This is a genomic window from Bacteroides uniformis, assembly GCF_025147485.1.
GTDB lineage: Bacteria > Bacteroidota > Bacteroidia > Bacteroidales > Bacteroidaceae > Bacteroides > Bacteroides uniformis.
In genome coordinates this window covers 3541378-3554979 of record NZ_CP102263.1, presented here as the reverse complement: position 1 = coordinate 3554979, position 13602 = coordinate 3541378, and the positions used below count along the sequence as shown (strand labels likewise).

The window sequence follows — 13602 nt, the reverse complement described above, 5'->3', positions numbered from 1 at the left end:
AACCACGGAGGGGATTTTTACTTATGGTAATAAAATAATTACCCTATTCTTTGTGGGTAATAAAATAATTACCTATCTTTGCAGAGTAATCAAAAACAGATAACGATATGCCAACAATTTTAATTTTATTCGGTTTGAAGTTTAGAATTTATGTACGTGACCACGAACCGGTGCATGTACATGTACTCAGTCAAGACGGTGAAGCCAAGTTCCAGGTAGGTGATGAAATCCGGTTGATGGTCAATAAAGGAATGAAGCCCAAAGACATAAAACTGGCTGAGTCTATTATTGAAGAGAACAAAGAGTTGATTATTACAGAATGGGTTAAGATATACGGCAAATAAGCCGTATATCTCTATACATAGAAAGGAGTGATTATGGTAGCGAAAAAAGTTTGGTTCGAAGGTGAACGAATCTACATCGAAACTGATGACGGTCGTACGTTGTGGCAGTCAATCTTGTATTATCAAAGATTGAGGAATGCCACCAAAGAGCAGCGCGAGGATTATGAGCTGGGAGCTTTCGGCATTCACTGGGAAGAGATTGACGAGGATGTTTCTTACGAGAGCTTTGAATATGATGATCCAGAACCGGCAGGTATCTCCCGCTTGTTCCTTACACACCCGGAGATAAACGCTTCGGCTGTTGCCCGACGGATGGGGATGCAGCAGAGTTTGTTGGCACAGTATATACGGGGAATTAAACGTCCCTCAAAAGAACGGGAGCAGGCGATATTGAATACGGTGCGTGAAATCGGAAAGGAATTGAGCGGTATTTCAATTTAAAAAGAGAAGCGGAGCAAAAAACTCCGCTTTTCTTTTGTTGTTTCAAAAGAAACTCTCATCTTTGCAGTGCTAAACAGTTACGGTCACACCGTATCGCAGAGCGCGGTCAATGCTCAATGAATTTCAGTGGGCTTTTTTTATGCCCATACATTAACCATTTTACTGACGTCAGTAAAATGATACATACGAAATAGGCGGCTGCCTTTCCCATTACACTTTTGCTCTACGAGCGGAATCTGTAACTGTTTAGCGACACGGGAAATGGCAGCCGTTCTTCTTTTAAGAAAATTGCCTAAAATGCTAAACAGTTACAGTATGAAAAATCAAACATCCGGTGCGCTTATCGCACCAGAACCCGCAGGGATTCGTGTATCCGAGAACTTGAAAGCTCTGAATGAGCAAGTATCCAACATCCAATGCCGCTACTACCGCGTCCTGGCTCCCGATTGCGAAATAAAGACCGAAGCCGATTGCTGGTACTTCCGTGCCATTGTCTGGGCATGTGCCGCGATGGTGTTCCCTCCCCTACTGGCGGCAGCCGCGTTGTGTGTTTATAAGGCAAAGAAGTGCCGGAAAGGGGGTGAGGCATGAGCAAACATAAAAAAATCAGCGAAGATGGCATATTTGTAACGAGCCAACGCAGTCATTCAGCTACCAACACCGATGAATATAGTTATATGTTGTCGTATGGTGGTAATTATATAGCTTGCGATATGTCTGCCGATGAGTTACGTGAAATCATTTCCTGCATGCAAAATGCCCTAAAGGCTAATGGGGAAGGAGGTGAGAAATGAATACCGAAATCAATAACATCGTATTGACCTCCTCCATCAGCGAAACCATCTCGATTTTACAAAATGGCGTTGCCAGTGCTTGTTGCAATACCATAGATAGAGCTACCGGATTAATCCTGGACTTGAAAGTCGACAATGAAGTTAGTGCTGATGACATTATATCCGTAATAAGTGATTTACGCATTGTGTCATCCATGATAAGAAGCTTGACTCCGGAAGAAGAGAAAGGAGGCGCACAATGAGCAAGAAGATAGGATTCCGTTCTTATCAAAACGACGAAGAACCGGACAAACAAGACGAATTGGAGAAGCAACAAGCCGAGCGGCAGAAAGCCATAGCAAACTTCATCGGCCAGAACTATTCACCCATCGGTACCACTTCACAGAAATGTTACAAGACCACCGCTGAACTGGTATATGAGCTGTCGAACATTGTCGATGTCGCTCCGATGGCGCTGGCCAAACAACTGGCTGATGCCGGGTACCATGTAGAATATTTGGCAGGACAACCCTACTGGGTGATGTACGAGAAGCCATAAAAATACTAACCGGAGATTTTTTTATTTTTGAAGTCCTTGCTCGTGAGAGTAAGGGCTTTTTTTGTCCTATGAGAGCGGATGGTTGGGCTCTATCTTTGTGACAAAAAAAGAGATATGATACGTTTTTTCACAAGATTCGTCGCCACCTATGGGTATGATTCACCGAAGGAGTTCTTTCTTTCGGTGGCTCCGAGCTTCAAGTACAACCTGCAATTTCCGGCCATCTCCTTCAGCGCCGTCACTGCCGTAGTCAGCGAATGGATAGGCATTACACCGTTCCTGGCCATGGCCATGCTCGTCGCCATTGTCTCAGAGATGTGGACGGGCATCCGGGCAAGCAAGGTCCAGGGAATAGGATTTGAAAGCTTCCGTTTCTCACGCTGCATCATCAAGCTGTGTATCTGGCTGACCATCATCTATATCACCCACTCGTTCTATCTGGAGAGCAAGGCCGGAGCGGAAGAAAGCTTTGTCATGCTGCTGGCCACCCTGTTCTTTTCCATTGTCAAGGTGTTCGTCATGACCTGGTTCTGCGTCGAGCACGTGACAAGCATACTGGAGAACCTGGCAGTCATCGACGGCAAGCCGAAAGATGCGCTGATCAAGCAGGTGGGAATATTGTGGGTGACAGTCACGGATAAATTCAGAAGAAAGGCCGATGAGACGGAAGGTTAGCCATATGTTGCTTTGTGCGGTTATCGCATTTCTTTCCGGCTGGGCCGGCCACTGGCTGGGTTCCCGGAAACGGAGCATTGTCCATGTACCGGAAACGGTGGTCAGGCATGATACGATACGCTCTGCCATTCCGGAACCGGAGGTGATTGTCCGTGAGGTACCCACAGAAGTGGATACGGCGGCTATACTGGCCGACTATTTCTCGGAGAAGCATTATCTTGATACAATTATTGAACGCCCTTACCTGAAAGTGGAGCTGACCGACGTCATATCCCGCAATTCATTGCTTGACCGCACGGTAGTGGTGGACTACCGGCAACCGGTCGTCTGCAACAATGCTCTTGCCTTAGGTCTGGAAATTGGACGTTCCTGGCAAGTCTTGTCGGCAGAATATCGCCATAAGCAATGGGAGTTCAGAGCAGGATATGACTTGTACAACAGGTCACTGGTGTTGGGCATTTCTAAAACCCTTTGGCAATGGTAGTGGACGGCATACATGATGGAGTGGACTGCTTCATCTCGGAAATCGGGGAAATAAAAATCTCAGGAATCACAGATGAACAGTTGAATGTCCGTATTGAAACCGGAGGTACGGAGATTTTCAATGAGAGCTATTACGCTTTGAAAGGCAACGTGGTAATCCATGAGATAGGGGAAATGCTCCGCAGTCACTTCTCCCTGCATGACCCGAAAGGGATGTCAAACAATGTAGTCTCTTATTATCAGGCTCCATTGTCCATAACCGCTGTGTTTTCAGGCAAGCAGGACACAGTCCGGAGGAGTTTCAATGCTTATTACAGCCGTTGTCGCACATCGGTATCCCCGTCAGACGTACTTTTTCTGACACACGAGAGCACAATCCGTACAGCCCATGATAGAATGGAATATCTAACCTTTACTGCCCATAAAGGCATGTCGGTGGACATGAGCATAGCCTACATGGATGCGGGAAAGGAAAAGTACAAGACAGTCAGTGAGCAAGTGGATGCCACTGCCGGTATGCTCGCTGTTTCTTTTTCACTTGATAAGATTGTACGTCGGTCCGGTATTGCCGTATCATCCATCACATATTATGATGTCCTATTGAAAAAAGATGGCACTGTAAAGGATAAGGTGAGATTTGTCAATGATGACCGACAGTATAGGAATGTCACCAATTTCATTTACCGAAACGCATTCGGTATGCCGGAGACAATGGCATTCACCGGACTGGTGGAATATTCCCCCGAACTTGAGGGTGATCCGGTAGAACTGTTACAGAGAACCGTCCGCACTTCATCCAAATACATTGACAGCCGTACGGTAAACAGCGGCTATCTGGACACCAGACAATACGGAAAGGTACTGGATCTGATAACAACTGATTCTTTGCAGCTGTATAATACGGAAACATCGACGGAAGTGGTGACCACTGACATTGATTTCTCTCACAAGCGTACCGGCAACGAGAAAATCAATGTCTCACTTACATTCCGTCAGGCATCACGCCTGCATCTGGCTTTCGAGCGTACCGGTGACAATGGTATTTATGGGCGGATATTCGACAGAACATTTGACAATACATTTGAATGATATAACGATATGGAGACAATACGCAGAAACCTGGCTCTGGCCGACATGGACATCCGCACGGACGAACGCGGACGCCGGCGCATCTTTTCGATAAAGTTCGTCAGCAAGGAAGGCAAGGTCTATTTCATGCCCCAGGCCTACGCCTGCGGTGCAGGACGCATGAACATGAAGGAATACCAGCTCCGGGGCGTGCAGCCCTGCGACTGCAAGGGAAATCCGGAAGGACACCCCTACCCTGTGGATATTGACCTGATACTGGAGTATAACAAAAAGAAAATAATATTCTGATGAACATATTGTTTAATTCAAGCGGCATTCCCCTGCTGATGCAGTCCACGTACATATTCGGCGAAACGACGGGGACACCCCAGAACGAAATGAAGGAGCGTACCCGAATCCTGGCGCCATATGACTTGTCGAATGTTTCCTATATAGACATCGACGGAGTGAAGGTGCGTCCATGGGGAGATGAGAATGATTTCCCCCAGAAGGCGGCTGAAGAGATAGGAAACACCAGCGTGCTCAATACGGGCCTGAAGTTTCTTCGTAACCTGACACTTGGGCAAGGCATATATCCTTGTACGGTGAAAGGTTACGACAATGATGGCAACGAGATACTGAAGCCCGTTACCGATAGCCGAGTACAAGCTTTTATTGCTTCCCGGAATGTGAGGCGCTACATGGAGAAGGTGCTTCGGGATTACTTGAAATTCGGCAACGGTGCCGTCCAGTTTGTGCCGTCGGCTGCCGGCAATTCTTTTGCAGGGGTCAATCCGGTCAATGCGCTTTACCGCCGTTATTCCGAAGTGGACGAATACGGCGCCTGCAAGTGCATCATTTCCGGATATTGGCCGCAACGTCCGGACAAGGGACAATACACCAGGCTGGATGTGCTCTCCGAATACGACCCGCAGATGCACGCCGAGGTGTTGAAGTTTGCCGGAAAGGTGAGGGACGGTTTCATCATGCCGGTACGCGACAGCTGGAGCAACGACGACCTTTACGGCATGCCCATCTGGTGGCCCGCCTACGTTTGTGGATGGGTGGAGATAGCCCATCTTATCCCCCATTTCCTCAAGAAAGCCTACAAGAACCAGATAACCTGGAAGTGGCATGTACAGATACCGTATTCCTACTGGGAGAAGAAATACCCGTCCAAGGACTATTCTGCCAAGGAGCGTGAGGCGGCCATACAGAAGTATATGGATTCTGTGGAGCAGAACCTTTGCGGACCGGACAATGCGGAGAAGCCCATCTTCTCTCATTATGCCGTGAACGAGATGAACGGCAGGATTGAGGAGGAGTGGAAAATCAAGCCGCTGGAGAACAAATACCAGGGTAGTGACAATCTTCCGGTGTCGGCAGCCGCCAACTCGGAAATTCTGTTTGCATTGATGGTGAATCCGAATGTGCTCGGTGCAGGTATGCCCGGTGGCACCTATGCCGGCAACCAGGGCGGTTCCAATATCCGTGAGGCTTTCCTTGTGAACATTGCCAACGCGTGGATTGACCGGCAGAATATCCTGGACCCTATAGAACTCTATATCAAAATGAACGGCATGCCGGAATGCGAGCTGCGTTTCCGCAATACCGTATTAGTAACCCTCGATACCGGCAGCGGTACCAAAAAAACATTGAGCTAATGATATTCAGTGCAAAAAAATGGAACAACGGCAAGGAGCTGAAAGCGGTGATGAAGGTGAACACCGCCATCTCCTTTGACATGATGGAGGCACCGCTCCGGAATGCTTTCCGGCAATACCTCGTACCGTTATTGGGCGATGCGATGGTGGGAGAAGTGGTCGAGATATATGAATTCGGTCCAAATCCGGATGTATTGGAACAGAATACCGAAGGGGCAACCGAACGGGAGAAACTGGACAGCCGCCTGCTGGAGATCTGCAAACGCGCGAACGCGAACCTGGCGTTCTGGAACGATTTCGATGAAATCAGCATGCGTATCACCGATGCGGGCTTCCAACGTCAGAAATCCGACAACGGCGAATCATTCCAGCAGGTGTACAAGTACCAGGAAGATAACCTGCGGGCATCGTTACGCAACAAGGGGTTCAATGCGCTCGACGAGCTGCTTGAGTTTCTGTATGCCCATATAGCCGAATATCCGGAGTTCGCGTCCTCCCAGGCCTATCAGGACCGTAAATCAGCCATTGTCCGCAGTACCGCGGATGTCAATGACGTCTGTTTTATCAATGGCAGCCGGATTGTTTTCCTCCGTCTGCAGCCGCACCTGAAGTTTGCCGAGGAGATGCTCCTTCAGCCGGCCATCGGTGACAAGCTGTATGAGCATCTGATTGACGGACTGGTAAATCCCCCAGAAGACGAAGAAGCCCGGAAGAGCATGGAGCGGTTGCGCCTTGCCTGCTCCCGCTACATTGTGGCAATGGCGGTCAGACGGCTGCTGATGGAGACGGGTAGCGTCACGGACCGGGGGCTGTACTTCACCGCTGTACAGCCGGGTGAGAAGGGCAATGAGGAGAAGAGACCCGTCGATACGGAGCGCATAGCCGTACAGATCCAGAATCTGAAAACGGATGCGGACATGTACATGACCGTGCTGCTGCGTACGGTACGGAGCTGTTTTGAGAATTTCTATGAGGGTGATCCCAGGCAGATATACGACCGGGACAATGACCATAAACGCACATTCTGGACATGAGGGAGCTTCGCATTGCATACCGTAGATTCGGAATCCGCCATGAGATAATCCGCCGGGTACCTCAGAAATGGGAGGAGCTGACACCGGCACAGTTCCTGCTCGTGTCGCGGCTTTATCTTCAGGAAATAGACGAACCATCCTTCCTGAAGGAGTTCTATTCCCTGCCGTACGGGGTCGGTTCCGACACCTATTACAGTTATAAGCTGAGCGAACTGGTGGAGTTCATCAGCGACTGCCGTGTCCGGATGGACCGCTTTATCCTTCCTGCCGTCTCCGGGCTGAAAGCGCCGGGTGACCGCCTGAAGGGGATGTGTTTCGAACACTTCATGCACGTGGACACTGCTTTCAACCGATATGTCCGTGACGGCAAGGATGCCTCACTGGACACTTTCGTAGCAATGCTCTATTTGAAGGACAACGAATATATTGTCCTACCATCAGGTGGGAAAAACGGCTTATTTAGCAGGCAGAAACCGCTGATACTGCAAAAACGGATAATGAAGGTGACAAAGATTGACAGGCACGTCAAGTATGCCATATTCCTGAACTACGTTTTTGTCAAGAGGTGGCTTTCAAAGGCTTTTCCTTTCCTCTTTCCGTTGGATGATGAACCGGAGGAAAAGCGGAATAGTCCCGCCGCACCGTCAGTCAACTGGCTCGACATCTTCGACGCCTTTGTCGGTGACGATGTGGCGGTGATGGAGAAATACCAGGCGATGCCGGTGGCAACGGCATTCCGCCTGCTCAACAAAAGGATACGTGACGCCCAAAAACAGAAGAAATGACTTTTTCGGAATACATAGAGAATCTGGCTGAAAGGCATGTCGATATACGACACAAGGAGAATGATGAAGTACACTTCCTCTCATCAGAACGAGAGAAGCATACGGCACTGGACAGCGTGCTCCACTATCCGGCAGTGATTGTGGACCGTGGCTCAGGATTCGGTTACGGCGGTAATCCGGGTGCATACCGAAAAGACCGCGATTACCTGCTCTTCATTGTGGAGCATGTGTCCGACACCTCCGACTATGAGCAGATAGAGGCTGCCCTTGACAAGTGCGAGCGCATTCTTGATGAGCTGCTCAACCAAATTTTGGAAGACAAAAGGAAGAAAAGGCTGTGGCTCGCTTTTTCCTTGGAGGATGTGGAAGCGGATTATGTGGTAAACAATGATAACCAGCTTTATGGCGTGGTTGCGGCAATACATCTGTCCGAACTTTACAAGGTTTTGAATTGCCGCAATGCATTTTTATGATACAGTATGTCTGATACACTTACAACATTGAAGGAGCTGGCGGCACAAGTGCGTGGTGCCACCCGAAAAGGTGAGAATACGGCTGAACGTGTCGGGCGTCTCTTTGTGGGCATCCTTGCCCTCATGGAAGAATCCGAAATTTCATTCGAGCCTTCCGAGGGATACGATACGCTTGGGACATTGAAGGAACTGGCGGCACAGGTACGCAGTGCTACCGAGGACAGTGAGAATACCGCCGAACGTGTCGGACGTGTTTTTGCCGGCATCCTGGATCTGCTGGAGCAGTCCGGTATCGAGTTCGATACTGCCGAAGGAGATGATTCCATAGAGATTCTGCAGTCCCTTTCCGACCAGGTACGTGGTGCCACCCGAAAAGGTGAGAATACGTCCGAACGTGTGGGGCGTCTCTTTGCGGGTATCTTGAATCTTTGGGCAATGAGAGCGGAGGACTGGAACAAGGTCATACCGCCCGTCTATGTCCGCAGCGACAACGGACGGCAATATCTCGGCATCTACAACGCGACCAAATCGGTCATGGAGGACTATCCCGACGGTCTGACGCAGGATGTGACGATAACATGCACCCAGACCAACATAGACTACAAGGGCAACAGATACCAGGATGAGGACAGCATGTGGAGCGTGGAGATGAAAGGCTGGAACCAGGATACCGCACATATACTTACCATTGACGGGGCCGGCAAATGCACACTCGACGGCCGCGGTTTCGGTGGCATACATATCGAGGATTGCAGTAACATCATCATTCGGGACATCACCTTCCTGAACTTCAATACCTACGAGGGTGTTTATGCACCGGAGGAGCCCGCCTGCATCTATGCCACAAACATCTCCAAACGCAAGCCTTGCCGCAACCTGTACTTTGAGAACCTGACCGTCAAAGGGCAGAGCACCAAGAGTCCGAACTCCAATTACCGCACCCGCTACGGCATTACGGTCAAAGGATACGAGAATGTGTGTCTCCATAATATCCGTATGTCGCAGGTCGTTGTCCAGCCGATTTCCATTACAGACGCGAATACCGTCTATATATCAAAGATAAGATTCTCCGAATCAGTGATGCAGGCCGAAGTGGTCGGGCACCCGTCAATCATGAGCCTTTCGGCAACGGATGTCTATATCATGGATTGTGACATAGACGGCAGCCATTACAATGAGGTAGCCATTTCCGTAGGCAAGGTCAAACAACTGTTCTTAGAGCGTAACCATATCTACAAGACCTGCGGACCGGTCATCGGAATAAGCAATGAACTCGGCGCGGACAAGATATTCATATCCGGCAATTACATGCATGATAACATGGAGCTTCCGAAATACCAATGGGACTGCACGTGGTTCACGTTCCCCGGCATGTCCAAGGAAATAATAATCGCGAACAATACCTTCGTGTTCAGCAGCGGCTATTTCCAGGAGTTTTTCGCGCGTTCGAGCACTTCCGCTATCGAAAGGCTGGTCAATGTGAACAATATATTTGTCCGGCACAATGAGCAGAATCATGGCATCTTCATCCTTTCGAGCGTCCATAGCCTCATAAGTGGCAGTAATATTTATAATAAGGAGACCGTATTGTACTCCATGGCCGACAATACTTCACCGGTGTATTTTGCCGGAAACAACCAGGGAAACCTTGCGTACATACAAGCACAGGGATATGAGGCTGGCACGGCACAGATTACCGACGGGAGCGCCATCCTGATGGATGACCGCCCGTGTCTGACAGCGGAACTGGCAGCCATTCACAAGAGCGTCGCGGAATATGTACGTGAATTCGATTACAAGTACCAGACGAATGACCGGGACAATACCAGCATCGGCTGTGACAACTACTACAGCGTCGAGTTTGACGAGACAGCCGACACCACCGATGGCTACGACGGTATAAACCGTTACAGCAATGAAGTCTTCAGCAGCGCTGCCTAATACAGTATGCCGTCAGACCAGACCCTGGTGTTGCTTGCACGGTCCAAGAACCGGGACAGGATGGTTGTGTTCAACATAACCAAATCGGACGATGTCGGTAACCGGATTGTATCTGTCGGCCGCCTGGCATCGTTCTCCATCCGTCCGAAGCTTGACGGGAACGGAGAATATACAGCAGACCAGTTATATGATGTAACCATTGAATAATGATGAATATATGAAATACCACGAGATTCTGAAAGCCCTGATCGGCATTCCCTCCTTGTCCGCAAGACTTGACAACCCTTTCCCTCTGGTCGGGGACAAAGTTACCATATCAAGTACAAGCGAATGGGTGAGGCAACACGAGTATCTGCTTGATGGTGGAGCCGGGCCTGAACGGTCTGTCCTGGATTGTGTACTGGGAAAATCCTCAGAGACTGTAGATATGTCTGCCGCAGGTGAGTTCATACAGAGCGTCAGTGTATCCAACGATAGCGGCAACGCTTCTGTCAGGAAAATCGCATATCCGATGCTTCCCGCCACCGAGCCCTATTTTATGGTTACCGCCACTGAGATAGTGCGTGTCGGGGAAAGGGGCTATCTTTCGATATATGCCGAAAACGGTTATGCCACTTCCCGCAACAATACCATCGTTGCGCGTATATACAAGGAGAATGAACCGGAACCAGTGAAAACCGTCGGCTTTGACACGAGCCGTCCAGGACCGACTGTCTGGGCGGCATCCCCCTATACCTTCGATGCTGTGTCCGACCGTGGAATATACGATGTGGAGGTGGACGTGACAGATGTCCTGACCGGTGTGACTTTTACCAAACGTATCAACAAGCTCATAACCGTTACCCCCGCGCTTGCCCCCCGTGATGAAGCGGTTGAGTATCTCGTCCCCGACGCCAAGATTGTGGGTGGAGCCGAGAGCTGGATTATAGACGGTAAGGATTATCCGGCAGGCTGTACGGTTATCCTAAAATATGACCCGCAGTTCGGTGAGAGATACCCCATGCGTCTGCGTCTTGACAATTTCAAGGGCACGCGGGAGAATCCGATCATTTTCACGATAGATACTGAGGAGCCGTTTGAATTCAACTGGTTCTATTGGTTCGGCATACTCTTCAATGACTGCGCCCATATCGTCTTTGACGGTAGGGGCTATCATAATCTAGATAAGGGGTTCAGAATGATTGCCATGCCGGAATTTGCGAATATCGCCATACAAGTCACCAACTATTCGAACGAGCTTGAATTCTTTGGTATCGAGATCGACAAGGCGGATTTTGCCGGATTCATGATCAAGACAGACCCCACGGCCGATAACCCCCAGGGGTGGTGGCCTGCCTATAGGCTGGAAAATCTCAGGCTCCATCATAACCATATTCATGACACGGTCGGAGAAGGGAGCTATCTGGGACACTACAGTCCTAATTATTATACCGGTACCAACAGCAACGGGGAGGAGGTCAGATACCGTGCGCACCACTTGTACAACACCCGCATATACCGTAATATCTATGAGAATCAGGGTTATGACAACTTCCAGCTCAATAATGCCGAAGATGCCGAGATATGCTATAATGAATTCATCAATGGCGGTAACCGTATGGAGAAGGACCAGACATCGGCTCTTGCCCTCGGTCTCAGTGGCAAAATATACAACAATGTCATACGCGGGCATTTCGGCCCTGCCATCCAGTGCCTGTGCATGGGTGATGTGGAGATTTTCAACAATATCATCGCTCCCGGCACGGAAGTCTCAAGCGCTTTCTATCTGGGGGGCTTCCAGGAACCCCCGCAGTCCGATTATGATACCGGGTTGACAATAGGGCATCTGATTAATATACATAACAACATCCTCTTCTCGTATGGCGTGCCATATCTGTTCAGTCAGGCGAACAAATGCAAGAATGTCCGTATTCTGGACAACTTCTGTGTACATAAGGGAGCCTGGGGAGGTCAGGCGGCGGATATAATGTCCGGTTGGAAAGTAGAGGGGAACATGGAACTGGAATACCCGCGTTACCCTTTCGATTTCCAGGCTATTGACGAGCGGTACAAGATTGCCGATTCCATCAATCTGGACTATCGCATTGCCGCCTCCTCGCCTCTGGTTGAAGGAGGATGCGGCGACAGTTTCCGTTTTGATTTCAACGGCTATAAAAATTGGTACGACAAGGTGTTCCCTATAGGCCCTTTCCTTGGGAAATATAGGAGTCCGGACATCGTGGATGCCCTTTTCGGACTGTCATCCATTGTGATAGACGGAGGTGCCGCCAGTACCTTGAGCAATAAGGTCAGCGTGCGGATGAATTGCAAGGGTGAGGTGACACATTACCGTATAAGTGAGAAAAGGGACTTTTCCGACACGGTGTGGTCGGAGTGGAGCGGTGATACCGTAGAATTCACATTCCTTTCCACAGGACCGAAGACATTGTACTGCCAGATAAAGTCGTCTACGGAAGAGAGCGCTGTTAAATCCGCATCCATCATCTATCAGGAAAGCCCGTTGGTACTGTCCTCTGTCGTGATAGAGGACGGTGTTCCTGAAAAGAACGGAAAGACTGTGAGTGTTGAAATATCATACAGCGGTTCTGTCATGCCCCGATACTACCGTGCAGGTGAAACGGAGGATTTGACCTCTGCCGGTTGGACTGCGTTTACGGAACGTTTCTCCTATACGTTTGATACAACGGGCGCGAAGACCTTGTATGTACAACTGATGGACGGATTCGGGCAGATGACTGAAACCCGGTCCGCAAGCATCACCATCAATCCGCCGCGTAAGGCAGTGGTCAGTATAGGATGGGCCTATGATGATGTTGCCCCCGGATGTGTGTTTGACAGTGGGCTTGGCATCAATAGGATGAATTACTCGGCGACAGCCCGGACCTTTGTATGGGATTCCGGGGAAGATGCCGGAACTGTCGTCAAAGGGGACTCCGTCAATTTCAATGAGGATATCAGGGTCGGTGGTGCAACTACAGGTGACGATAGTGGCATGTATCCGGACAGTGTGTTGGAGAAATATGTCAGGTATAACGGTTTCCCGCAGAATACATACGGACACAGGACAGCCTCGATACATCTCTCTCCAGGGACATACCGTCTGCGGCTGTTCTGTTCCCTGAACTCCACTTATAAGAACTCCACGGAATTCATGAAGGTACAGACCGTCGTGGACGGTGTTGCCAATGTGTTTGAACTGCCGGACGGTTATGATGTCATAGGCAATCTCACCCGATGGCTTGAACAGGAAATCACCGTACCGGAATCGGGAATGTTCGAATTGCAATGGGGGATGGAGAATGCGACAAAAGGATGGATGGAGGTTCCGCTGAATATTATAGAAATAGAAGAAACGTAAGATA

The 13602-nt window shown here is 49.5% G+C and carries 17 protein-coding genes; all 17 read left to right on the top strand.

Annotation, left to right across the window (positions count from 1 at the left end; all coding sequences use genetic code 11):
- Positions 1–107: 107 nt before the first annotated feature.
- The 17 genes from NQ510_RS14255 (at position 108) to NQ510_RS14175 (ending at position 13598) form a co-directional block, all read left to right on the top strand.
- A complete protein-coding gene (locus NQ510_RS14255) occupies positions 108–344 on the top strand; it encodes a DUF4160 domain-containing protein (protein WP_005828998.1) in 237 nt (78 codons plus the stop codon).
- A gap of 33 nt (positions 345–377) precedes the next feature.
- Positions 378–785, top strand: coding sequence for a DUF2442 domain-containing protein (locus tag NQ510_RS14250; RefSeq protein WP_005828999.1), 408 nt, complete (start codon positions 378–380; stop codon positions 783–785).
- A gap of 315 nt (positions 786–1100) precedes the next feature.
- Complete coding sequence (locus NQ510_RS14245) at positions 1101–1376, top strand: hypothetical protein (protein WP_008664689.1); 276 nt, start codon at positions 1101–1103, stop codon at positions 1374–1376.
- A complete protein-coding gene (locus tag NQ510_RS14240; protein ID WP_005829002.1) occupies positions 1373–1579 on the top strand; it encodes a hypothetical protein in 207 nt (68 codons plus the stop codon). Before NQ510_RS14245 ends, NQ510_RS14240 begins: the two co-directional genes overlap by 4 nt.
- Positions 1576–1821, top strand: coding sequence for a hypothetical protein (locus NQ510_RS14235; RefSeq protein WP_005829004.1), 246 nt, complete (start codon positions 1576–1578; stop codon positions 1819–1821). The genes NQ510_RS14240 and NQ510_RS14235 overlap by 4 nt, the downstream gene beginning before the upstream one ends.
- Positions 1818–2117, top strand: coding sequence for a hypothetical protein (locus NQ510_RS14230; RefSeq protein WP_005829006.1), 300 nt, complete (start codon positions 1818–1820; stop codon positions 2115–2117). Before NQ510_RS14235 ends, NQ510_RS14230 begins: the two co-directional genes overlap by 4 nt.
- A 114-nt stretch (positions 2118–2231) precedes the next feature.
- A complete protein-coding gene (locus NQ510_RS14225) occupies positions 2232–2792 on the top strand; it encodes a phage holin family protein (protein WP_008664691.1) in 561 nt (186 codons plus the stop codon).
- Positions 2776–3276, top strand: a complete 501-nt coding sequence (locus tag NQ510_RS14220) for a hypothetical protein (protein WP_005829011.1) — start codon at positions 2776–2778, stop codon at positions 3274–3276. The genes NQ510_RS14225 and NQ510_RS14220 overlap by 17 nt, the downstream gene beginning before the upstream one ends.
- The gene (locus NQ510_RS14215; protein WP_005829013.1) at positions 3270–4364 is read left to right on the top strand and encodes a hypothetical protein; all 1095 of its coding nucleotides are present in this window, start codon (positions 3270–3272) and stop codon (positions 4362–4364) included. Before NQ510_RS14220 ends, NQ510_RS14215 begins: the two co-directional genes overlap by 7 nt.
- A 9-nt stretch (positions 4365–4373) precedes the next feature.
- Complete coding sequence (locus NQ510_RS14210) at positions 4374–4652, top strand: hypothetical protein (RefSeq protein ID WP_005829015.1); 279 nt, start codon at positions 4374–4376, stop codon at positions 4650–4652.
- Entirely contained in the window at positions 4652–6007 is a 1356-nt protein-coding gene (locus NQ510_RS14205; protein ID WP_005829018.1) for a hypothetical protein, read from the top strand. Before NQ510_RS14210 ends, NQ510_RS14205 begins: the two co-directional genes overlap by 1 nt.
- Positions 6007–7041: a DUF6712 family protein gene (locus NQ510_RS14200; protein ID WP_005829020.1), complete on the top strand. Its 1035-nt coding sequence runs from the start codon at positions 6007–6009 to the stop codon at positions 7039–7041. Before NQ510_RS14205 ends, NQ510_RS14200 begins: the two co-directional genes overlap by 1 nt.
- Positions 7038–7826 (top strand): hypothetical protein, encoded by a 789-nt coding sequence (locus NQ510_RS14195; RefSeq protein ID WP_005829021.1) that lies wholly within the window; start codon positions 7038–7040, stop codon positions 7824–7826. The genes NQ510_RS14200 and NQ510_RS14195 overlap by 4 nt, the downstream gene beginning before the upstream one ends.
- Positions 7823–8299: a hypothetical protein gene (locus NQ510_RS14190; RefSeq protein WP_005829022.1), complete on the top strand. Its 477-nt coding sequence runs from the start codon at positions 7823–7825 to the stop codon at positions 8297–8299. The genes NQ510_RS14195 and NQ510_RS14190 overlap by 4 nt, the downstream gene beginning before the upstream one ends.
- A gap of 6 nt (positions 8300–8305) precedes the next feature.
- The gene (locus NQ510_RS14185; protein WP_005829023.1) at positions 8306–10240 is read left to right on the top strand and encodes a hypothetical protein; all 1935 of its coding nucleotides are present in this window, start codon (positions 8306–8308) and stop codon (positions 10238–10240) included.
- 6 nt (positions 10241–10246) lie between these two features.
- Entirely contained in the window at positions 10247–10447 is a 201-nt protein-coding gene (locus NQ510_RS14180) for a hypothetical protein (protein ID WP_005829025.1), read from the top strand.
- Positions 10448–10457: 10 nt separating this feature from the next.
- Positions 10458–13598, top strand: coding sequence for a hypothetical protein (locus tag NQ510_RS14175; RefSeq protein ID WP_005829026.1), 3141 nt, complete (start codon positions 10458–10460; stop codon positions 13596–13598).
- Positions 13599–13602 lie beyond the last annotated feature (4 nt).

Bases quoted from the DNA above. Each gene is read 5' to 3' on its own strand.
- NQ510_RS14255 (WP_005828998.1), top strand. From the start codon at position 108: ATGCCAACAATTTTAATTTTATTCGGTTTGAAGTTTAGAATTTATGTA.
- NQ510_RS14250 (WP_005828999.1), top strand. From the start codon at position 378: ATGGTAGCGAAAAAAGTTTGGTTCGAAGGTGAACGAATCTACATCGAA.
- NQ510_RS14245 (WP_008664689.1), top strand. From the start codon at position 1,101: ATGAAAAATCAAACATCCGGTGCGCTTATCGCACCAGAACCCGCAGGG.
- NQ510_RS14240 (WP_005829002.1), top strand. From the start codon at position 1,373: ATGAGCAAACATAAAAAAATCAGCGAAGATGGCATATTTGTAACGAGC.
- NQ510_RS14235 (WP_005829004.1), top strand. From the start codon at position 1,576: ATGAATACCGAAATCAATAACATCGTATTGACCTCCTCCATCAGCGAA.
- NQ510_RS14230 (WP_005829006.1), top strand. From the start codon at position 1,818: ATGAGCAAGAAGATAGGATTCCGTTCTTATCAAAACGACGAAGAACCG.
- NQ510_RS14225 (WP_008664691.1), top strand. From the start codon at position 2,232: ATGATACGTTTTTTCACAAGATTCGTCGCCACCTATGGGTATGATTCA.
- NQ510_RS14220 (WP_005829011.1), top strand. From the start codon at position 2,776: ATGAGACGGAAGGTTAGCCATATGTTGCTTTGTGCGGTTATCGCATTT.
- NQ510_RS14215 (WP_005829013.1), top strand. From the start codon at position 3,270: ATGGTAGTGGACGGCATACATGATGGAGTGGACTGCTTCATCTCGGAA.
- NQ510_RS14210 (WP_005829015.1), top strand. From the start codon at position 4,374: ATGGAGACAATACGCAGAAACCTGGCTCTGGCCGACATGGACATCCGC.
- NQ510_RS14205 (WP_005829018.1), top strand. From the start codon at position 4,652: ATGAACATATTGTTTAATTCAAGCGGCATTCCCCTGCTGATGCAGTCC.
- NQ510_RS14200 (WP_005829020.1), top strand. From the start codon at position 6,007: ATGATATTCAGTGCAAAAAAATGGAACAACGGCAAGGAGCTGAAAGCG.
- NQ510_RS14195 (WP_005829021.1), top strand. From the start codon at position 7,038: ATGAGGGAGCTTCGCATTGCATACCGTAGATTCGGAATCCGCCATGAG.
- NQ510_RS14190 (WP_005829022.1), top strand. From the start codon at position 7,823: ATGACTTTTTCGGAATACATAGAGAATCTGGCTGAAAGGCATGTCGAT.
- NQ510_RS14185 (WP_005829023.1), top strand. From the start codon at position 8,306: ATGTCTGATACACTTACAACATTGAAGGAGCTGGCGGCACAAGTGCGT.
- NQ510_RS14180 (WP_005829025.1), top strand. From the start codon at position 10,247: ATGCCGTCAGACCAGACCCTGGTGTTGCTTGCACGGTCCAAGAACCGG.
- NQ510_RS14175 (WP_005829026.1), top strand. From the start codon at position 10,458: ATGAAATACCACGAGATTCTGAAAGCCCTGATCGGCATTCCCTCCTTG.